We start from the raw sequence: 20,305 nt of genomic DNA on the forward strand, positions 1-20,305 counted from the left end.
CTCTAAAAAAATTCTGACTTTCATTATACCACAGTTTTCCAATAAAAGCCCTTATTTTATGCTATAATTAGAGTAATTTACCATCAAAGGAGAGACTTATGTCACTTATACGATTAGAAAATGTCAGTTTGACTCGCCAAGGAAAAACACTCTTGTCCAACTTAAACTGGACAGTGGAGAAAGGGCAAACCTGGGCCATTCTAGGTCTTAATGGTGCTGGAAAATCCACCCTCCTACGTCTTTTGACCGCTGATTTTTTCCCAAGTGAAGGTCAAGCTGAGATCCTTGGCTATAGCTTTGGTAATGGCGATATCACAGGCCTCCGCAAACAGATTGGTATTGTTAGTTCCTTTATCACCGAGCGTCTGCCCAAGCATATGACCTCTGAAAAGATCGTACTTACCGGTAAGTACAAGAGTTCAATCCTCTATAAGGCATACGGCGACAAAGAATTACAAGAAGCTAAGGACATGCTGATATCACTTGGAGCTGAGGAACTGATTGGCCGCCAATATCACGGCCTCTCTCAAGGGGAAAAACAAATTTGTTTGATTGCTCGTAGCCTTATGGAAGACCCTGACATCATTATCCTAGACGAAGCGACTGTTGGCTTAGACCTCTTTGCTCGTGAAAAACTCTTGCGTCAGATTGATCGCATCACTTCACTTCCTCATGCTCCACTAGTCCTTTATGTCACCCACCATGCTGAGGAAATCACTGAAAATATGGACCACATCCTTCTGCTCCGCCAAGGAAAAATTGTGGCTCAAGGGGCTAAAAATGACATCATCACACCGGAAGTCTTGGCTGATTTCTACCAAAATCCTGTTCAAATTATTCCCATTGATGACCATCGTTTTTACATTAACCCACTTCTCTAAGAATTAATCACTATTTATGAACAACATCATAGAAACAAGTCCCTCAGACCATAGACTGGGGGACTTGTTCTTTTATCACCACTACTCTTTTATTTGAGATACGCCATACAAAATTAAGGCTGGAACGATGAGCTGTACTATAGACGACTTTTGTCAAAAGATTTCACCATGTGATAAAATCTTTTGACTTTTACCGATTCAGTCAAAACTGTCCTTTTTGACCGAATAGATTCTAGAATGAACCACATAGACAAATAATATTGTCCGTAAGTTAACCTTTTGATAATTTAGTAGGTGTTAAAGCAAAATATCTTTCAGATATAGAAAACGAGGTAGAAACATGACTAAAGTAATAGGTATTGGATTAATCGGTACAGCAGTAACAGTTATCACTTACAGTATTCTCGGCTTCCCAAAATTGAGATGTCGCTTTGGCCACTCTTTCCAGTCGCTCTTTTTGCTTTCTTTGCAATAGAAAATCTTATCAAAAAAGATTATAAATCTAGCCTCATGAGTACTTTGATTGGTTTAATGATTGCTAATGCAATCTATGGCGTGCTCCCTATATCAAATAGCATCCTGATTGTTGCAGGAATTTTAACATGCCTTGGTCTAGGCTTTCTTTTTCCAAATCACGGTAATGAAAAAGAGAAACATTAAAAAGAAGTCAAGAAAAATCTTGGCTTCTTCACTTAAACTCGCCCTCGGGCTAGATTAATCATATCATAGGTCAAGGTATTGCTGGTCTCTTTGAGAGAATAATCCTCCAAAGTATTGACCTCCTTACGAAGCTGTTTGGCGTAGCGGCTAGAGATTAACTCATCTTGTTCATATTCGTTGATTACTTTACGTTCCAAATAGTAGCCTCGCAACATCTCGTCGATATTGTCAGGACTAAGGTGGGTAATAACCCGTTCAACAAAGGCTCCTGACTGGATAATCTCAGCCTCTTGTAAACGGCCACGCTTTAGATAAGACAAGAGGTCGGAGTGATAGACACCTTCCAGATTACTTAGAGCTTCCAATACTTGCTCAGTATTTGTCAAATAAAGCTCCGCCATGTGATCACGATTTTCCTCTGTTAAACGAGGAGCTCGTAACGTCTCCTCCTTGCCAAGATGAAATTTAAAGGTAAAGGCAAGGTGTAGGAGCCTACGTAGGCCTCGTACAAAGACAACGAAGGCATAGGAAAGGCTGGAGACGAAGCCACGGTTAATACGACGCTCCAATCCCTTGATATAACGCTGATAGAGATTGTATTCAAGTTCTGAAAGTTGCCCCTTCTTGTAGGCATACTCTAACCCTTCACTCTCAATTTCCATAATCATGACACGGATATTGGCTAGCTCTTCTTTGACATCATTGGACTCTTGCTCCAAGATGAGGTTTTCCAGACGTTGATTATAATTGTCAATAGTGGCGTAAACAGCACCCTGATGCTTAGACTGCTTCAGGTCCTTCCCAAGCTCTCCAACGACATCATTCAAAATAGCAATCTGCATATAGTGGTTGGTTGTATGGGCGGCCCCCGTTGCCAATTTTGGTAGGACTAAAATGCCTGTTAAAAAACTTAAGAGGGTGACACCCGCCACTGTAAAGAGGAGAAGGCTATGTTCTAACGTCGTCATATCGGCGAGAGGAAGCAAGAGAATCGTCGCAATGGACACTGTTCCCTTAACCCCAGAGAAGGTCAGAAGAGTGGCACTCTTCCAAATTCTTTTTAGGGATCTTTTGTTTTTCCAGGCTTTTTGGGCAAATACCGCACTAATCATGACAAATCGAATGGCAAACATGGTCGCTGTCAAAAGCACGATTGCTAACAACAACCAGAGATTATCGTAGGTGCTACTTTGCAGAACGGGCATGGCCAAGGTTGGTAATTCCGTCCCCAAAAGGAAGAAGACCATACCATTTAGCATAAAGGTAATGGTTCCCCAAATGGTATGCGAAATACTATCCAATTTGGCATCAAAAACCGTAATTTTTTTGAAACGGCTGGCTAGAGAAATACCAGCCACTACTACGGCAATAATGCCCGAGACATGAATCTCCTCCGCAACAAAGTAAGAGGCAATAGGGAGCACAAGTTCTAGTAGGAGTGCCCCAGTGACATCTGCTGCATCCATATTGTCCAGGATAGTCAAGAAGAGCCGATTAAGGAGGGCCGTGATTAGGCCGACCAGAAAGCCCCCCATAACGGAAAGGAACAAATTCCAACTAGCATCAAGGAGCGAAAAGGCTCCCGTTGTCAAGGCAGTCACCGCTACTTGAAAAGCGACCAGACCTGAAGCATCGTTCAAAAGCCCTTCACCCTGCAAAATATAACCTATCCACTTTGGAAAACTGAAGCGTTTGGCAATAGCTGAATAGGTCACAAAATCAGTCGGTCCAAGGGCCGCCCCGATAGCTAGACAGGCAGATAGAGGCACTGATACAGGCAGGATGGACTTAGCCAGATAACCGATTCCCAATGTCGATACGAAGATGACTGGAAAAATCAGAAATAGAATCAATTTCCAGTTACGTAGTATGCTGGTAATATCACTCTCTTCCCCCTCTCGGAAAAGCAAGGGAGCGATGATAAAAGCTAGAAAGAGTTCTGTTTCAAGCTCAAAAACACGACCTTTGAAAAGTAAACCAATGCCCACTCCAAAAATAATTTGAATCAAGGGCAGAGAAAGTCGTGGAAAGATACGGTTGATAACGTTCGATAAGATCAAGCTAAAAAGAAGAACCAGTAAAGCCGATGATAGATGCATAGCTCCTCCTAATCTTCTTTATGGCAACAGTTTGAGAATAATTCTTTTTGCTTACTGATTTTTTTATCAATAGCCGTCACATCTTCCTTGGCCAAAAGTTTATGGCAACGTTCGACCTCAAGACTAGCCAGCTTTTTCTTAATTTTTGCCGTTTTACGGTTTTCGACTTTTTTCAAGGTGTCCTCGGCACTTTGCTTATCGATATATTTGGCCTGCATCTCCGCCAATTTTTCTTTAATATCTGTAATCATTGTAATTTCTCCAGCATCACCAAAAATGGTGGCGTGTTAATTTGATTGAGGGGTTGGTAAAGCATGGCTGTGAAAACACGTTGGTCCAAACCAATGACATATTCAAGAACAGCATCTTTCTCCATATCACCACCATCATGACCGTAGTAAATCATAATCGCCAAGCGACCACCAACTTCTAAGCGGTCAAGAATTTTCTCAATAGCCTCAAGAGTCGTGTGGGGCTTGGTGATGACACTCTTGTCTGCAGATGGCAGATAGCCCAGATTGAAAATAGCAGCTCGAATAGGTTCCGTGACATATCGGTCCAGATTTTCATGCCCATCTAAAATGAGTTCTGCATTGTCAATTTTCAAATCTGACAAGCGTTGACTGGTCTTTTCAAGCGCCTGCTCCTGCACGTCAAAGGCATAGACCTTCTTGGCAAGACCAGCTAAAAAGGCGGTATCATTGCCATTTCCCATAGTCGCATCAACAGCGATACTCCCATCATCTAGCACTTGAGCTAGAAAATCATGAGACATCTGAATCGGACGTTTCATCATGCTTCTTTCTCCTTTTCCTTAGCTACTTTACAGCCTTGCCATGAGCCACGACGTTCCATCTCCTTGTCAATGGCATTAAGAACTTCCCACTTGTTGAGACTCCACATAGGACCAATCAGCATGTCTCGGGGCGCATCACCAGTGATTCGGTGAATGACGATATCCTTAGGAATGATTTCCAACTGGTCACAGATGATGGACACATATTCTTCCTGACTCAGCAATTTCAGACGCCCCTCGTGGTAGTCTCTTTGCATACGGGTATTGGTCATCAGGTGGAGGAGGTGGAGTTTAATCCCCTGAATGTCATTATCCGTCACACAACGGCGAACATTTTCCACCATCATCTCGTGGGTTTCTCCTGGCAAACCATTAATCAAATGCGATACAATCTCAGCCTTGGGCGCACGCTCACGCACACGCTTAACCGTCTCTACATAGAGATCATAGCTGTGTGCTCGGTTAATGAGCTCTGACGTTTCTTCATAAGTGGTCTGCAGTCCAAGTTCAACGGTCACGTACATACGTTCTGTGAGTTCGGCCAGATAATCAATCACATCGTCAGGCAAACAGTCTGGGCGGGTACCGATATTGATGCCAACAACACCAGGCTCATTGATAGCCTGTTCGTAGCGATCCTTGATAACCTCAAGCGGCGCGTGGGTATTGGTAAAGTTTTGAAAATAAACCAGATATTTCTGAACTTCTGGCCACTTGCGATGCATGAAGTCAATTTCATGGTAAAACTGCTCACGAATCGGTGCCTCAGGAGCTACAATGGCATCCCCAGATCCCGAAACCGTACAAAAGGTACAGCCACCGTGAGCCACCGTACCATCACGGTTGGGGCAATCAAAGCCCGCATCTATTGGTAGTTTGAAAATCTTTTCGCCAAAAAGCTCACGATAGTAATCATTAACTGTTCTATAACGTTTTTTCATAAGGACTATTATAACACTTTGACCTAAAAAAGAGGGTAAGACAGAGACAAAAATCAAGGATTTCTGCCTGTCCTACTCTCTCTTCTTATTTCGTCTTTTTCAAATAATCAATGGCTTCTTGAGCTGTTTTTACAGGAACGATTTTCATCTTGGTTCCCAGTTTCTCGGCAGCTTCCTTAGCCTCTTGATAGTTGGTTTTGGCATCCGGATCAGCCTTTTTCATTTCCTTGGTTACTGGGTTGTTTGGCACGAAGAAAATGTCTGCACCGCTATCGGCCGCTGATTTCACCTTAAGGTAGGCACCACCAATGTCACCGACAGAACCATCCTTTTCAATGGTTCCCGTTCCAGCAATCTTACGACCATCCTTGAGGTTTTGACCAGAAACCTGGTCGTAAATAGCCAAGGTAAACATAAGACCCGCACTTGGTCCACCGACACCATCAAGTTTAAACTTCACATTCTCAGAACTCTTGACCTCAGTATGGTCCGTCAAGCCGATACCAATACCATTCTTACCATTGGCGATCTTGATAATCTTACCTGTGGCCGACTTTGATTTGTCATCTGTCGTATAAGTGACCTTAACCTTTGAACCCAACTTAAGTCCCTGAACGTATTTAATCAAATCAGCCGAATTATTAAAGGTCTTGTCATTGACAGCCGTCACCGTATCCGCAATATTAAGAACGCCCTTGAAGCTGGAATCATCATTGACCTGAAGCACATAGACACCCATATAGTCCAAGCTCGCCTTTTTACCAGCCAGCGTCAAGCCTTGATAAATGGCTTGGTTTTGGGAAGTCTCCATGTAAAATTGGTTGATACGCATGTAATCTTCATCAGAGTAATTACCCGTTGCCTCTTCAGCCGTTTGAAGCTTAGCGAAATTATTGAGCTGAGCATAGAGCATGAGGGCCAAGGTCGCCTTGGTTTGGGCCACCGCCACAAAATTGTAGGAACCTTTTGAATCATCGGCTTTCTTATCCACAGTCAAGACTTCCTTGGTATCAAAAGCACCACCCGGAAGCTCTACATAGTAATTATTGAGCGGGAAAAAGAGGGCAAAAAGGAGGAAAAGTACTGTAAAAATACCTAAGAGCCACCACTTAATCCGCCACATTTTCCCTAATAGCGATTTAGATTTTGTCTTGTTTGCCACGCTTGGCCTCCACTTCCTTAACAACTGCTTGAGGAACATAAGAACTAATGTCCCCCTCAAAATAAATCAACTCACGCACACGACTTGAGGAGACTGGTGTCACCTCATGACTAGCAATCAAATAAACCGTTTCAAGCTCAGGCGCCAGCCCCTTATTGAAATAGTCCATATTGGCCTCATAGTCAAAATCTGTCGCATTACGAAGGCCTCGAACCAAATAGGTCACGCCAAGGTCTCTGGCAACATCTACAGCCAGACTATCGTGAGCCGTTATGACCTTGACATTGGGAAAATCTGCCACAACCTCATCCAAGATACGCTTGCGAGTCGCAACATCCCAGAAGCCCTGCTTGTTTTATTATAAAAAAGGCCAATATAAAGCTCGTCAAAGAGCTTGCTGGCTCTGGCAATGATATCCATATGCCCATTGGTAATCGGATCAAAAGACCCCGTAAACATAGCAATTTGGGTCATCGCATTTCCTTTCTACACCCGCTACAGGTACCTAGCGCACGTAAACCGTCACCTTACTGATACCATAGGTTTTCTGCTTCCAAATCCCAAAGTTTGAAATTTCTTCAGGCAGGTCTACAGCCTTATCTGTCTCGCAAACCAACATCACTTCTTTAGCCAAGAGCCCTTGATCCTCTAACTGAGTAATATTAGCCACAATCTGCTCTTTGGCATAAGGCGGATCTAAAAGCACCAAGTCAAACTGACCTGTCAATTGGGTCAGTGCACGCGCCGCATCCATCTTCAAAAGCTGAAACTGTTTCTCACTCTTGGTCATCTTAATATTTTGCTGAATAATAGCTTGTGCCCGACGGTCTTTTTCCACGAGAACAGCAGACGACATGCCACGACTAATAGCCTCAATGGCCAGACTACCACTCCCAGAAAAAAGATCCAAAACACGCCCTCCATCAAAGAAAGGACCAATCATATTGAAAATGGCACCCTTGACCTTGTCCGTTGTTGGACGAGTCGTTTTGCCTTCTAACGTTTTAAGCGGACGCCCGCCAAAATCACCTGCTACAACACGCAAGTTGGTCACCTCATTTTTACTGATTTTAGTAAGACTTTTCTATTATACCAAAAAACCACACATAGATGTTGCTTCAAAGGATGCTAGACAAGCTGAAAACCATCAAGCAAACACAAAAAACTCGAGAGCCTCCCGAGTTTTCATTTATTTTACTTATCAGCAAGTGCAGTCACGTAGTTGTAAGCTTCGATACCAGCTGTGGCACCATCCCCTACGGCTGTTGTGATTTGGCGAAGGTCTTTCTGGCGGACATCCCCAATGGCAAAGATACCAGGAATACTTGTCGCCATCTTATCATCTGTAATAACCCAACCAGCTTGGTCAGTGATACCCAGACCTGTCACGTAATCTGAAACCGGATCAAGTCCGACATAAACAAAGACACCACCAAATTCGTGATTAGTCACTTCACCAGTTTTGACATTCTTGATATCAACACTGCGAACCTTGATGTCATCACCCTTGATTTCTTCAACGACAGAATCCCAGATAAACTTGACCTTTTCATTGGCGAAGGCACGGTCTTGAAGGACCTTTTGGGCACGCAACTCGTCACGACGGTGAACAATGGTTACGCTATTGGCAAAGCGTGTCAAATAAATTCCTTCTTCAACGGCAGAGTCACCACCACCAACGACCAAGAGGTCTTGATTACGGAAGAAAGCCCCATCACATACCGCACAGTAAGAAACCCCACGGCTGTTGTACTCTTCTTCACCAGCAACACCGATGTGGCGGTGCTTGGCCCCCGTCGCAATGATAACTGTCTTGGTTTGGTACTCCTCGTCACCAGTTTTGACGACTTTATAGTCACCCTTGTCCTCGATACCAGACACAATACCGTAAAGATTTTCAACGCCCAATTTTTCCAAAGGTTCGAACATCTTCATAGACAATTCTGGACCAGAGATATTTTCAAAGCCAGGGTAATTTTCAATCTCAGACGTGTTATTCATCTGTCCGCCAGGAGCACCTTGCTCCAAAGTTGCCACTTTAAGGTTGGCACGGGCTGCATATAGCGCTGCTGTCATCCCTGCAGGACCAGCTCCAATAATAATCGTATCGTACATGAGTCACTCCTTTTACGCATTTCTTGTAGAGATATCTTACACCTAATAGGCCATCAAAGCTAGTATTATGCATTCAGCACGATGAGGATTGCCATAAAAGCAAAAGCCAAGACAGGAATCGAAACCATCGACATCATGATAGCATCATAGAGGGCACCTTGACGCTCCTTAACCGTCTTGTCAGCACGACGTAGGGCACGCCATCCAAGCCAAAAGGCACCAATCACCAAGCACATAAAGAAAGCAATCACAAGGCCCAAAAGGTAAAATTTAAAAATATTTAATAACATAAATCATCCTAAAGTGAGAAATAGAAAAGGCTGAGACAACATTCTCCAACCTCTGAATCCGATTAGTAATAACTGCCGAAGGCAGTATCTGATTGGACTTTCGGGGCATCTTCAAAAATTCCAAAAGCTCCTAATCATCCTTACAGGATCCGACTACGGACTATAAATGGAGTCCTGTCGTATCACCTTTTTCTATTGTAACAAAAATCCCATCTTAAAGATATTGTTTTGAATAAGAAGCGAAAAATTCTTTCGTTCTTTCTTCTTTTGGGTGGTTGAAAAGTTCTTCAGGTGTTCCTTGTTCAAGGATATGCCCTTTCTCAAGGAAGAGCACCTTGTCAGCCACTTGATAAACAAAGTTCATGTCGTGACTAACCAAAATCATGGTCTGACCTGACTTAGCTGCATCAGCGATTGATTTTTCAACCTCACCAACCAACTCAGGGTCAAGGGCAGATGTCGGTTCGTCAAGCAAGAGCACATCAGGCTTCATGGCAAGGGCACGGGCCAAGGCCACACGTTGCTTTTGACCACCTGACAAATGACGTGGGTAGTGATTTTCACGATTAGACAGCCCAACCTTAGCGAGCTCTTCTTTCGCAATCTTGGTAGCTTCTTCGTCAGAAAGTTTCTTAACAATCTTAAGACCTTCCTTAACATTATCCAAGGCTGTGCGACGTTCAAAGAGGTTAAACTGTTGGAATACCATGGCCAACTTACGACGAAGGGTAAGGATTTGCTCCTTGGTAATTGCTTCGAAATCCACCTTAAAGTCATCAATGGCAATGGTGCCAGAATCAGGTTGTTCCAAATAGTTTAAGCTACGAAGGATGGTTGACTTACCTGCACCAGAGGCACCGACAAGCGCTACCACTTCGCCTTTTTCGATATCAAAGTTAATCCCATCAAGAACCTTTTGACCTGAAAATTCCTTGGTCAAATTTTTGATGCTAATCATTAGCGGTCACCTCCAATTCCAGAAATGTCAGTTACTTCAGGTGCCTTAATGGCCATATGATTTTCAACCGAACGACCAATATTTTCAATCAAGATTGAGATGCCCCAGTAAACGAGGGCTACTGAGATATAACGTTCAAAGTAACGGTAGTCAGCACCACCCAAGATTTGAGCCTGCGCATACATTTCGACGATACCTGCACTAAAGGCAAGTGATGTTCCCTTAGTCAAACCAATCAAACTGTTAATCAGACTTGGTGTCGCAATAACCGCCGCATTTGGAATAATGACACGACGGTAGACCTGTGCTGATGTCATCCCAAGAGAGCGGGCAGCTTCGATTTCTCCAGCATCCACAGCTTGAATCGCTGCACGAATGGTTTCACTCATGTAAGCCGCTTCGTTAAAGGCAAAGGCCGTAATAGCGAAGATAGCTGGCGGAATCTCATTAATGTTCCAGTCCAAACCAAACTCACCATTCAAGTAACGAAGGAAGAGTGGAATACCATAGTAAGTCAACATGAGTTGGACAAGAATTGGTGTCCCACGCAAGAAGCTCACAAAAACAGCTTGAATCGGATAAAGGATACGTACTCGGTTAATCTTAACCACCGCAAAGACGAGGGCCAAAATCAACCCAAAGAAGGCACCTGCAATGGTCAAGCCCAAGGTTAAAGGCAAGCGTTCTACAATCTTAGGAACCGCATCAAAGACAGCCTTCCATGAGAAGAGCTTACCAGCTGGCATCCAAGATGCAATCCATTTGAAGACAATTGCAACCAATTGCAAAATATAACCCCAAAGGATTTCCACTAACCATGATAAGGGAATAGCCAAAGCAACAACTACTGCTAAACCAATTAAGCCAAAGACAACTTGGAGATACCAAGGTGACCGATTAAATGCTTCTATACTCTTTTTCACAATGTCGCCCTTTCTTTCTAAAAAAGTCGGTTAGCCTAGTGCTAACCGTTCAAATATCTTATCATAAATTTTATAATATTCATTTTAGCACGACTCAGAAAGTCTGTGAAATAGTCTTTTCTTATCAAAGTGATAAGGAAATCATATCACTGATAATTCAGCTTTATTAACGTCAAAAAGCTGAGACAGCAGTCTCAACTTTTAACAGTCTTATTTCAAATCACTGACGTAATCGCCACCGAAGTATTCCTTGCTGAGTTTGGCAAGGGTTCCATCCTTCTTAAGCTCTTTGATACGTTTATTGACAAAAGTCTTGAGTTCCTTACCTTGCTTATCATTTGAGAAAAGAAGATATTCAAGACCATCAGTCTTCATACCGATATCGTCTTTGATCTTGTTTACAGCCAACTTATAGCCTTGATCTTTGACAATGTACTCAGACGAAATAGCATCATAAAGGATAAAATCAATTTTTCCTTCTTGAATATGTTGAACACGTGTTGAAAGACCAGTTGAGCTAGAAGCGTAGTTGATTGTAATTGGTGTCTTGTCCGCATTGGCATGATTCCAATTTTCAAGCAACTGAGCATAGTTAGAGCCAGGAAGTACTTCTGTCGTCTTACCAGACAAATCGTCTAGGCTGGTATACTTGGTCCCCTCAGCACTAGTGATGGCGTAGTTAGAACGTGAAATCGGATCTGAGAAACCATATTTTTGCGCACGCTCTTCATTGTAGTTGAAATCATTAGCCGCAATCTGATAACGTCCAGAATCCACCCCTGTCAAGATGGAATCAAAAGGTGTCGTCACAAACTTGACCTCATACTTGTCTGAATCCTTGAAAATAGCCTTGACCAAATCAATATCATACCCCTTGAAGTCGTCACCTTTTTTGAAAGTGAAGGGCGCCGTATCAGAGTCTGTCGCAACAGTAATCGTCTGCTTCTCACCAGATGCCTTACCGTCACTCTTGTTTCCACAAGCAGCCAAAGTCAGAACTGACAAGCCAAGAATTCCTAAACCTGCAAGCCATTTTTTCATATCTATATTCCTCGAAACTTTCATTAATAGTTAGTGATAACAGTTTACCATCTTCATCCTTAGTCGTCTAATAATAAAAACCTAAGTGGTGATAGAAAATGGTTATAGGGGTAAGGGTAGAAATAACAAGATAGAAAAGAGCTGCCACTCATGTGACAACTCTAAAAACCTAACTTTTCGGGTTGGTTCACTCTATTGAATTCTTACTTAGTTCTTTTTGAAAGGATTTTGGTCATCCATTTCTTTGAACTCCTGCACTGTAAATTTTGGATATTCAATCTTATCAACAAGCTCATCATAATTTGCGATGAGTTCTTGGAAATGCACATCCACATAGCCTAGATAAATAATCTGGTCGATGTCTTCTTTGTTAAAGAACATTAAATCCCTAGTAACAGCACCAAGAGGTAGAAGGACTGCTCCAAAATCAAAGTAGCCTTGCTCACCACCTTTTTCTGTTACTGGAAATAGACTGGTAATCATCATATTGTTGTCATTGCCATGGACTCGAACAACACTACCAATAGGCAAGTGTTGACGTTCCTGGGTCTCTGTTGCTTTAATCATGCTAATTCCTCCAAATACTTCTTAGCCTCTTTCACGTAAAACAAATCTGGATTTTCGTTGACGATTTCTTGGAAGCAGGCTTTGGCTTCTTCGGGTTGGCTTTGGTTGAGATAACTGAGACCATCATAATACTTAGCTTCAATTTGGTAAAGCTTATATTTTGGTGCTATCCTCTCAAAATAATCAGTCGATTGACCTGAAACAACCCTATAGATAGCTAACAATTTTGCAGAACGTTCTGGAACATTTTTCCCTTTCATTTTGCGATACAAGGCAAGGCTATCCTCAAAATCAGCAAAATCTTTTTGATTAATTTTGTTAAGTATACGATAGTAGGAAAGGCTTGTTAACAATACTTTGCGTCGCTTCCACCTCGCCTTTTTTATATTAATTTCATTCAGTGACTGCAAGGACTGATCAAATTCTCCTCGAAAATAGTGATACTGAGCATCTGCTAGGTAGGATTCTTGTAGTACTGCTTTTTTATCCTGTTTAAATGTATGACGATAAGCATATTCAAAATATTTTTGATACTTATCAAGTTCAGTCAGAGTAAATAGAATCTCCCTCATTTGAGAAGTAATCAAATAATTTGCATAAATCTTTAATGCCAAAAGAAAATACATCAACACAGCACAACAGCAGAGAAGCACTAAGTTATCAGCTAAGTAACTATATGTTGCAAGACAAAAAATAGCTATTCCTAAAATAAGTATAGTTAGCTTGAAAGCATAAACTCTCTTGAAAATATCTTCATGCTTAGTATTAGTTAAATTCATTATCAATATTGTCCTTATAAATTTTTTTCGTCTAGAGATGAGAGTTTTCTGTCACAACCTATCCTTTCCAAAATCTTCGCTAAATCATTTATCAAAATATTCTGAATACAGACTACAATATCCATTATACCATGGAAAATAAGCTTTCATGACATTATGAGAGGGACAAAATTATTAGGATTTGGGTATTAGAAAACCCCAGCGAGAGGCTGGGGTGGTGATGGATAAAATCAATTTGTGCTAAAACACTACTTATCCTTATCTGATGACTTACTGCTTGAGTCGCTACTGTCTTCAGGTTGATAGTCTGACAAATTCTTATGGATACGTTCGGCGTAAACGGCTCTGCTTCCTGATTCGTCATGGTCGACCAAGGCTTCGGCAAGCTCTTTATAATCTTCTACAGAAATAGTCCAGTTACCCCCATCATCTTTGGTAAGCTTGAAGGTCTTTTCCAGATCATCAGCACCGGTTAAAGGTGTATAGGACATTTCTTTATCAATATCCTTAAATTGCGTTAAATCACCGTTAAAGTTTTCACCATAAAGGAACTTCGTTGTGAGATCTTTGGCCTTACCCTTTTCATCGTCATTCTTGTCAGCTTGATTCCACTGTTTCAACTTATCAATATCGTTATCATAGAGGCTCATCAGGAGAGTACGAACGGCAGCTGCAGCTCCATAGGCACTGACAGATCGTGACGTAAAGGTAACCGTCGCCTCATTGCCCTTAACTTTGACATCCTTCAGTTTATAGTCCTGAATTTTCCCAATCATATTACGGCGAACCTTAAGAAACTTAGAGAGCACTTGGGTTGGTGTTTTGGCATCATAGCCCTCAATATACTTAAAGGTATAGTCAGCTTCAGGAGTATAGCCTTCCTTTTCAATAGTATCTGCGACCTGCTTCTCGAAGACATTCGATTCGGTCCAACTTTCGTAATTTTTTCCGTAGAGTTTTGAGAAACCATTACTTGATTTTCCAAGCATGGTATCAATCAAGACTGTCGCATCAGCCTTGGCACGCTCTGTTGGTGTTGGTGCGGCCTTTTTCTTTTCCGCTGGCTTGTTTGACGCACAGGCTACGAGAATCAAACATGCTGCTAGGACGAGTCCTAAGTAAGTAAACAGTTTTTTCATTAAGATTATTCCCTCATTTCTATTGGTTACTATTTAAGATAGCATAGGTCTGATGATTCTTCAAGGTCACTTTTCAGGGTATGAAGTAAAACTCTACCTATTAAATTGTTTTCAAATCATGACTCCAAATCATCCAAATCTAACTGCCTGCCCTCTTGGTCTTCCAAACCTGTCAGGGTAACACCTAAGAGGCGAACACCACTGCTATTTTCCTCCAGTTGATCGAAAATGGTGTGAGCAATCCTTTCAATGGTATCAAAGTCCTGGGTTGATTTGTCCAAGGTCATACGCTTGGTTAAGGTCGAAAAATCCGAATAGCGGACCTTGATGACAATGATACGTCCGACTTTCTTAGCCTTCTGGGCGCTATCAGCTACCCTCCTAGCATTTTTAGTCAACTCAGCCTTGATGTCATCTTCATTATAAAGCAGCTTGCCATAGGTTCGCTCACTTCCGATAGATTTACGGACACGGTTGGGCCTGACAGGGCTATTAGAAATCCCCCTAGCCTTGCGAAAGAGGTCAAATCCAAAGCGTCCAAAACGGTCAATCAAGTCCATCTCGGGAATCCTCAAAAGGTCTGCACCAGTGTAAATGTCCATATCATGGAGACGTTCCACAGATTTTTTACCTACCCCATGAAACTTTTCAATGGGTAGCTTTTCCAAAAAGTCCTGAGCTTCCTCTGGCAATACCACCGTCAAACCAGCAGGCTTATGAAAATCAGAGGCGAGTTTGGCAATGAATTTATTGTAGGAAACACCAGCTGAACAGGTCAGATGGAGTTCCTGCCAGATATCATACTGGATGAGTTTAGCGACCTTAACAGCCGACTTAATGCCAAGTTTATTGGTCGTCACATCGAGATAGGCTTCGTCAATAGACATAGGCTCAACCAAGTCAGTATAGCGCTTAAAAATCTCACGTATCTGCATCCCTACCTCACGGTAATGGCTATAATTGCCTGAGATAAAGACAGCATTTGGACAACGTTCGTAAGCTTCCTTAGAAGACATGGCTGAGTGGACACCGTATTTTCTAGCCTCATAATTACAAGTAGACACCACCCCACGACCTCCTGTTTTTCTAGGGTCATGACCGATAATAACCGGCTTATCCTTAAGGCTGGGATCATCCCTCATCTCGACCTGAGCAAAAAAGGCGTCCATGTCAATATGAATAATCTTTCGGCTCGTGTCGTTAATCAGAGGAAATTCTAACATGGCTTACCGCCTCCTTTCTCAGATGTGTCTCCTTGTAAAGCTCTTCACAGAAAACTTTGGGCCTACAAAGCATTCTCTTCTTATAATACCAAAATCTATCACAAAACAGAAATTTATAATACAGATTACGTATTTTCAAATCTGTATTATAAAAGAATGTCTCTAAAATCACAGTTTTAAAGTTGTGTAAGCGGTTACTGTGTGATAGAATACTTTTAGAGAATGTAACAGATGATTTGTTACTAGAATTATAGGAGTACAAACTATGGCAACCGTAAAAACTAACACTGATGTTTTCGAAAAAGCGTGGGAAGGCTTTAAGGGAACTGATTGGAAAGAAAAAGCAAGTGTGTCTCGCTTCGTTCAAGCAAACTACAAACCTTATGATGGTGATGAAAGCTTCCTTGCAGGACCAACTGAACGCTCTCTAAAAATTAAAAAATCGTAGATGAAACTAAAGCAGGATATGAAGCTGAAGGACGCTTCCCAATGGATACTCGTCCAACTTCAATCGCTGACATCCCTGCAGGTTACATTTCAAAAGAAGATGAACTTATCTATGGTATCCAAAATGATGAGCTCTTCAAATTGAACTTTATGCCTAAAGGTGGTATCCGTATGGCGGAAACTGCTTTGAAAGAACACGGTTATGAACCAGATCCAGCTGTACACGAAATTTTTACTAAATACGTAACTACAGTTAATGACGGTATCTTCCGTGCTTACACTTCAAACATCCGTCGTGCACGTCACGCTCACACAGTTACTGGTCTTCCAGATGCTTACTCACGTGGACGTATCATCGGGGTTTACGCTCGTCTTGCCCTTTATGGTGCTGACTACTTGATGCAAGAAAAAGTTAACGACTGGAATGCTATCAAAGAAATCGACGAAGAAACTATCCGTCTTCGTGAAGAAGTTAACCTTCAATATCAAGCACTTCAACAAGTCGTTGCTCTTGGTGACCTTTACGGAGTAGATGTTCGTCGTCCAGCCTTCGATACTAAAGAAGCTATCCAATGGACAAACATCGCCTTCATGGCAGTATGTCGTGTCATCAATGGTGCCGCTACTTCACTTGGACGTGTGCCAATCGTTCTTGACGTATACGCAGAACGTGACCTTGCTCGTGGTACTTACACTGAATCAGAAATCCAAGAATTCATTGACGATTTCGTTATGAAATTGCGTACAGTTAAGTTCGCTCGTACTAAAGCTTACGACGAATTGTACTCAGGTGACCCAACATTCATCACAACTTCAATGGCTGGTATGGGTGCTGATGGACGCCACCGTGTTACTAAGATGGACTTCCGTTTCTTGAACACTTTGGACAACATTGGTAACTCTCCAGAACCAAACTTGACTGTTCTTTGGACTGATAAATTGCCATACGCTTTCCGTCGTTATTGTATGTCAATGTCTCACAAACACTCTTCTATCCAATACGAAGGTGTGACTACTATGGCTAAAGACGGATACGGTGAAATGAGCTGTATCTCATGTTGTGTATCACCACTTGACCCAGAAAACGAAGAACAACGCCACAACATCCAATACTTCGGTGCTCGTGTTAACGTTCTTAAAGCCCTTCTTACTGGTTTGAACGGTGGTTACGACGATGTTCATAAAGACTACAAAGTATTTGACATCGATCCAATCCGTGACGAAGTTCTTGACTTTGATACTGTTAAAGCTAACTTCGAAAAATCTCTTGACTGGTTGACTGACACTTACGTAGATGCCCTTAACATCATCCACTACATGACTGATAAGTACAACTACGAAGCTGTTCAAATGGCCTTCTTGCCAACTAAACAACGTGCTAACATGGGATTCGGTATCTGTGGTTTCGCAAATACTGTTGATACATTGGCAGCTATCAAGTACGCTACTGTTAAACCAATCCGTGACGAAGATGGCTACATCTACGACTACGAAACAATCGGTGATTACCCACGTTGGGGTGAAGATGACCCACGTTCTAACGAATTGGCAGAATGGTTGATTGAAGCTTACACTACTCGTCTTCGTAGCCACAAACTTTACAAAGATGCAGAAGCTACAGTTTCACTTCTTACAATCACTTCAAACGTTGCCTACTCTAAACAAACTGGTAACTCTCCAGTTCACAAAGGGGTATACCTCAACGAAGATGGTTCAGTGAACTTGTCTAAACTTGAATTCTTCTCACCAGGTGCTAACCCATCTAACAAAGCTAAAGGTGGATGGTTGCAAAACTTGAACTCACTTGCTAGCCTTGACTTCGGTTATGCTGCTGACGGTATCTCATTGACAACTCAAGTATCACCTCGTGCTCTTGGTAAAACTCGTGACGAACAAGTCGACAACTTGGTAACAATCCTTGATGGTTACTTCGAAAACGGTGGACAACACGTTAACTTGAACGTTATGGACTTGTCAGACGTTTACGAAAAGATTATGAATGGTGAGGACGTTATCGTTCGTATCTCTGGTTACTGTGTAAACACTAAATACCTCACTCCAGAACAAAAAACTGAATTGACTCAACGTGTCTTCCACGAAGTTCTTTCAATGGACGATGCTTTGGGATAAGCTAAATAATAAGGAACTCGCTAGTGCGAGTTCTTTTATTTTTATAAAAAATCATGTTATTTTATCATATTATTATAACTAATTTATAATATATATTGACATTTTATTAGATAAGCTATAGAATATAAGCATTTCCGTTTGGAATTTCCAAACACTTCTTTCTCAGAAGAGCTATCATTACATCAGCCTTAATCACTGTCATAATAAAGAGACATTACTAATGACAAGTGTAGCTCTTTGTGATGGGACTAGGGACGACAAGGAGGAAAGATGACTAAGAAATGTTCAACCTTAACTGGAGTACTATCACTCATGGCTAGTGCCGTTCTACTCGTAGCCTGCCAATCCAAGACTGACACTGAAACCTCTAAATCCAAAGATGTTCCATGGGGGTATACTGGTGCAACTGGTCCTGAACATTGGGGTGACCTCTCCAAAGATTATGAACTCAGCAAAAATGGTAAAGAACAATCTCCAATCAATATCACAGGAGCTGAAGATGTTGATCTCCCAGAACTAAACCTTCATAATCAAGAATCAAAAGGCCAAGTTGAAAACAATGGTCATACGATTGAAGTCAGCTTTAAAAATCCTAAGAATAGCCTAACGATTGATGATGATGTCTATAAATTGCAACAGTTTCATTTTCACGCACCCAGTGAGAATGAAATTGACGGCAAAACCTATCCTCTTGAAGGACACTTCGTCTACAAAACCGATACTGGTAAAATCACTGTTGTCTCTGTTCTCTATAATTATGGGGATGAAAACCAAGCCTTGAAACAAATCTGGGATAAGATGCCTCAGGCTGCTAATACTGAAACTGAGTTGTCTCAGCCTATCTCACTAGATGATTTCTATCCTGAAGACAAAGGCTACTACAACTTTGAAGGCTCCTTAACAACCCCACCATGTACCGAAGGTGTTAATTGGATTGTCTTCAAAAACCAAGAAACTGTCAGCAAGGAACAGGTGGAAAAATTCACCCAAACCCTTGGATTTGAAAATAATCGTCCTATCCAAGAAACAAACGGTCGAAAAATCAAAGAATAAAGGCTTACAGAAAGCTTGATGTCCCCTCTTCTCATCAAGCTATTTTCCATTGACGATTAGCTATAAGCTTTGTTACAATGACCCTATGATCATTAAACATACAAGAGATACACTTTCAGAAACTTACCTAGATGCCGTAGCCATTCGAAACACTGTTTTTGTTAAGGGACAAGGAGTCCCACGCTCCATCGAAATTGATGCCAATGAAGCCTACTGCATTCACTTTGTCCTCTATGATGATAAGGGCCAGGCTGCTGCAACCGTGCGCTTACTGCCCAACAAGGATTTGACTCAGGTCACCCTCCAACGCATGGCTGTGCTTGATGCCTACCAAGGTCAAGGGCTAGGGAGCATCCTCCTAAAAGAGGCTGAAGATTTTGCCCAAGAACAGGGCTTTAAATCTATTTCTCTCCATGCTCAACTCGGGGCACTTAAGTTCTACCTTAATAATGGCTATCAAGAAGTCGGTCAAATCTTTGAAGAAGCTGGAATCCAACATATTACTGTTAAAAAATCCTTAATAAGTAAAAAGCTTAAGCAGTATAGCAACTGCTTAAGCTTCTTCTTTTGTCGCAAATATCGGATAACCATGCTCGACAGCAAGCACTGTCACATTTTCTCTTTTCTTTAAAGCCTCTACGATTTTTCTCCAGTATTTCTGCCCTGTAAAAAGAAGGACAAATACTCCCATGTAGACCAAAAAACCAAGAAATTGTTTATATTCAGAAGATGACAGTTTTGATTCTAGTTCTAGGAGCTCAAACAGTCCTCTCAATAGGACTGTACAGATGATCATTATAAGACTAAGTCCACTAAAGTATCCTAAACATATCAGCAAATACCCTATTTGAAGCTTCTTAGAACACTTCTTATACAGTAACCTATAGTCTTGACTGTACTTTTCAAATACAGGAAAGGAAATATCAAGCCCTCTTCTCATACGAATGACTTTCAAATCAGGTTGGGCACGATAACCAAGGTAATGAATCAGTTTGTATAGTAGCTCTCTTATCAAAATATAGGAAGAAGCGGTTACAGCGGACACTATACTTAAAAATAGAAAAGAAGATAAAGAAAAGGAATCTTTATCAAACGCTAACA

17 protein-coding genes and 4 pseudogenes are annotated in these 20,305 nt (G+C 41.7%); 5 read left to right on the plus strand and 16 right to left on the minus strand.

What is annotated here, in order from left to right:
* Positions 1 to 98 precede the first annotated feature (98 nt).
* Both HSISS3_RS09245 and HSISS3_RS12415 read left to right on the plus strand, forming a co-directional pair.
* Positions 99 to 881 (plus strand): ABC transporter ATP-binding protein, encoded by a 783-nt coding sequence (locus tag HSISS3_RS09245; RefSeq protein WP_021152492.1) that lies wholly within the window; start codon positions 99 to 101, stop codon positions 879 to 881.
* 340 nt (positions 882 to 1,221) lie between these two features.
* A pseudogene (locus HSISS3_RS12415) lies at positions 1,222 to 1,541 on the plus strand (hypothetical protein).
* Positions 1,542 to 1,573: 32 nt separating this feature from the next.
* Here HSISS3_RS12415 and HSISS3_RS09255 read toward each other — a convergent pair.
* From HSISS3_RS09255 to dinB, 16 genes and pseudogenes are all read right to left on the minus strand, one after another.
* Positions 1,574 to 3,640: a cation:proton antiporter gene (locus tag HSISS3_RS09255; RefSeq protein ID WP_021152494.1), complete on the minus strand. Its 2,067-nt coding sequence runs from the start codon at positions 3,638 to 3,640 to the stop codon at positions 1,574 to 1,576.
* 8 nt (positions 3,641 to 3,648) lie between these two features.
* Positions 3,649 to 3,891, minus strand: a complete 243-nt coding sequence (locus tag HSISS3_RS09260) for a hypothetical protein (RefSeq protein ID WP_021146390.1) — start codon at positions 3,889 to 3,891, stop codon at positions 3,649 to 3,651.
* The gene (locus HSISS3_RS09265; RefSeq protein WP_021152495.1) at positions 3,888 to 4,436 is read right to left on the minus strand and encodes a tRNA (mnm(5)s(2)U34)-methyltransferase; all 549 of its coding nucleotides are present in this window, start codon (positions 4,434 to 4,436) and stop codon (positions 3,888 to 3,890) included. Before HSISS3_RS09265 ends, HSISS3_RS09260 begins: the two co-directional genes overlap by 4 nt.
* On the minus strand, positions 4,433 to 5,377 hold the full coding sequence (locus tag HSISS3_RS09270) for a TIGR01212 family radical SAM protein (RefSeq protein WP_021152496.1): 945 nt from the start codon (positions 5,375 to 5,377) through the stop codon (positions 4,433 to 4,435). Before HSISS3_RS09270 ends, HSISS3_RS09265 begins: the two co-directional genes overlap by 4 nt.
* An 85-nt stretch (positions 5,378 to 5,462) precedes the next feature.
* The gene (locus HSISS3_RS09275; protein ID WP_051176080.1) at positions 5,463 to 6,500 is read right to left on the minus strand and encodes a SepM family pheromone-processing serine protease; all 1,038 of its coding nucleotides are present in this window, start codon (positions 6,498 to 6,500) and stop codon (positions 5,463 to 5,465) included.
* A gap of 16 nt (positions 6,501 to 6,516) precedes the next feature.
* A pseudogene (coaD, locus tag HSISS3_RS09280) lies at positions 6,517 to 7,013 on the minus strand (pantetheine-phosphate adenylyltransferase).
* A gap of 31 nt (positions 7,014 to 7,044) precedes the next feature.
* Positions 7,045 to 7,584, minus strand: a complete 540-nt coding sequence (gene rsmD, locus HSISS3_RS09285) for a 16S rRNA (guanine(966)-N(2))-methyltransferase RsmD (protein WP_021146395.1) — start codon at positions 7,582 to 7,584, stop codon at positions 7,045 to 7,047.
* Positions 7,585 to 7,733: 149 nt separating this feature from the next.
* Entirely contained in the window at positions 7,734 to 8,654 is a 921-nt protein-coding gene (gene trxB / locus HSISS3_RS09290) for a thioredoxin-disulfide reductase (protein ID WP_021146396.1), read from the minus strand.
* Between the two features lie 65 nt (positions 8,655 to 8,719).
* Complete coding sequence (locus HSISS3_RS09295; protein WP_002888207.1) at positions 8,720 to 8,944, minus strand: DUF4059 family protein; 225 nt, start codon at positions 8,942 to 8,944, stop codon at positions 8,720 to 8,722.
* Between the two features lie 214 nt (positions 8,945 to 9,158).
* Entirely contained in the window at positions 9,159 to 9,902 is a 744-nt protein-coding gene (locus HSISS3_RS09300; RefSeq protein ID WP_021152498.1) for an amino acid ABC transporter ATP-binding protein, read from the minus strand.
* Positions 9,902 to 10,648: an amino acid ABC transporter permease gene (locus tag HSISS3_RS09305; protein WP_134954306.1), complete on the minus strand. Its 747-nt coding sequence runs from the start codon at positions 10,646 to 10,648 to the stop codon at positions 9,902 to 9,904. The genes HSISS3_RS09300 and HSISS3_RS09305 overlap by 1 nt, the downstream gene beginning before the upstream one ends.
* Positions 10,649 to 11,035: 387 nt before the next feature.
* A complete protein-coding gene (locus HSISS3_RS09310) occupies positions 11,036 to 11,866 on the minus strand; it encodes a transporter substrate-binding domain-containing protein (protein ID WP_021143679.1) in 831 nt (276 codons plus the stop codon).
* Between the two features lie 207 nt (positions 11,867 to 12,073).
* Positions 12,074 to 12,433 (minus strand): DUF4176 domain-containing protein, encoded by a 360-nt coding sequence (locus HSISS3_RS09315; RefSeq protein ID WP_002891708.1) that lies wholly within the window; start codon positions 12,431 to 12,433, stop codon positions 12,074 to 12,076.
* On the minus strand, positions 12,430 to 13,212 hold the full coding sequence (locus HSISS3_RS09320; RefSeq protein WP_021152500.1) for a tetratricopeptide repeat protein: 783 nt from the start codon (positions 13,210 to 13,212) through the stop codon (positions 12,430 to 12,432). Before HSISS3_RS09320 ends, HSISS3_RS09315 begins: the two co-directional genes overlap by 4 nt.
* Before the next feature lie 248 nt (positions 13,213 to 13,460).
* Positions 13,461 to 14,351 (minus strand): hypothetical protein, encoded by an 891-nt coding sequence (locus HSISS3_RS09325; protein WP_021152501.1) that lies wholly within the window; start codon positions 14,349 to 14,351, stop codon positions 13,461 to 13,463.
* Positions 14,352 to 14,467: 116 nt separating this feature from the next.
* Complete coding sequence (gene dinB, locus HSISS3_RS09330; protein ID WP_021152502.1) at positions 14,468 to 15,574, minus strand: DNA polymerase IV; 1,107 nt, start codon at positions 15,572 to 15,574, stop codon at positions 14,468 to 14,470.
* Between the two features lie 265 nt (positions 15,575 to 15,839).
* Here dinB and pflB point away from each other — a divergent pair.
* The 3 genes and pseudogenes from pflB to HSISS3_RS09345 form a co-directional block, all read left to right on the plus strand.
* Positions 15,840 to 18,151: pseudogene (gene pflB, locus HSISS3_RS09335) on the plus strand (formate C-acetyltransferase).
* Positions 18,152 to 18,421: 270 nt separating this feature from the next.
* Positions 18,422 to 19,204, plus strand: a complete 783-nt coding sequence (locus tag HSISS3_RS09340) for a carbonic anhydrase (protein WP_021152505.1) — start codon at positions 18,422 to 18,424, stop codon at positions 19,202 to 19,204.
* A gap of 85 nt (positions 19,205 to 19,289) precedes the next feature.
* Positions 19,290 to 19,736: pseudogene (locus HSISS3_RS09345) on the plus strand (GNAT family N-acetyltransferase); the annotation flags it as partial.
* Positions 19,737 to 20,305 lie beyond the last annotated feature (569 nt).

The organism is Streptococcus sp. HSISS3, assembly GCF_000448605.1.
In the GTDB taxonomy this organism is placed as follows: Bacteria; Bacillota; Bacilli; order Lactobacillales; family Streptococcaceae; genus Streptococcus; species Streptococcus raffinosi.

Bases quoted from the DNA above. Each gene is read 5' to 3' on its own strand.
- HSISS3_RS09245 (WP_021152492.1), top strand. From the start codon at position 99: ATGTCACTTATACGATTAGAAAATGTCAGTTTGACTCGCCAAGGAAAA.
- HSISS3_RS09255 (WP_021152494.1), bottom strand. From the start codon at position 3,640: ATGCATCTATCATCGGCTTTACTGGTTCTTCTTTTTAGCTTGATCTTA.
- HSISS3_RS09260 (WP_021146390.1), bottom strand. From the start codon at position 3,891: ATGATTACAGATATTAAAGAAAAATTGGCGGAGATGCAGGCCAAATAT.
- HSISS3_RS09265 (WP_021152495.1), bottom strand. From the start codon at position 4,436: ATGATGAAACGTCCGATTCAGATGTCTCATGATTTTCTAGCTCAAGTG.
- HSISS3_RS09270 (WP_021152496.1), bottom strand. From the start codon at position 5,377: ATGAAAAAACGTTATAGAACAGTTAATGATTACTATCGTGAGCTTTTT.
- HSISS3_RS09275 (WP_051176080.1), bottom strand. From the start codon at position 6,500: ATGTGGCGGATTAAGTGGTGGCTCTTAGGTATTTTTACAGTACTTTTC.
- trxB (WP_021146396.1), bottom strand. From the start codon at position 8,654: ATGTACGATACGATTATTATTGGAGCTGGTCCTGCAGGGATGACAGCA.
- HSISS3_RS09295 (WP_002888207.1), bottom strand. From the start codon at position 8,944: ATGTTATTAAATATTTTTAAATTTTACCTTTTGGGCCTTGTGATTGCT.
- HSISS3_RS09300 (WP_021152498.1), bottom strand. From the start codon at position 9,902: ATGATTAGCATCAAAAATTTGACCAAGGAATTTTCAGGTCAAAAGGTT.
- HSISS3_RS09305 (WP_134954306.1), bottom strand. From the start codon at position 10,648: ATGCCAGCTGGTAAGCTCTTCTCATGGAAGGCTGTCTTTGATGCGGTT.
- HSISS3_RS09310 (WP_021143679.1), bottom strand. From the start codon at position 11,866: ATGAAAAAATGGCTTGCAGGTTTAGGAATTCTTGGCTTGTCAGTTCTG.
- HSISS3_RS09315 (WP_002891708.1), bottom strand. From the start codon at position 12,433: ATGATTAAAGCAACAGAGACCCAGGAACGTCAACACTTGCCTATTGGT.
- HSISS3_RS09320 (WP_021152500.1), bottom strand. From the start codon at position 13,212: ATGAATTTAACTAATACTAAGCATGAAGATATTTTCAAGAGAGTTTAT.
- HSISS3_RS09325 (WP_021152501.1), bottom strand. From the start codon at position 14,351: ATGAAAAAACTGTTTACTTACTTAGGACTCGTCCTAGCAGCATGTTTG.
- dinB (WP_021152502.1), bottom strand. From the start codon at position 15,574: ATGTTAGAATTTCCTCTGATTAACGACACGAGCCGAAAGATTATTCAT.
- HSISS3_RS09340 (WP_021152505.1), top strand. From the start codon at position 18,422: ATGACTAAGAAATGTTCAACCTTAACTGGAGTACTATCACTCATGGCT.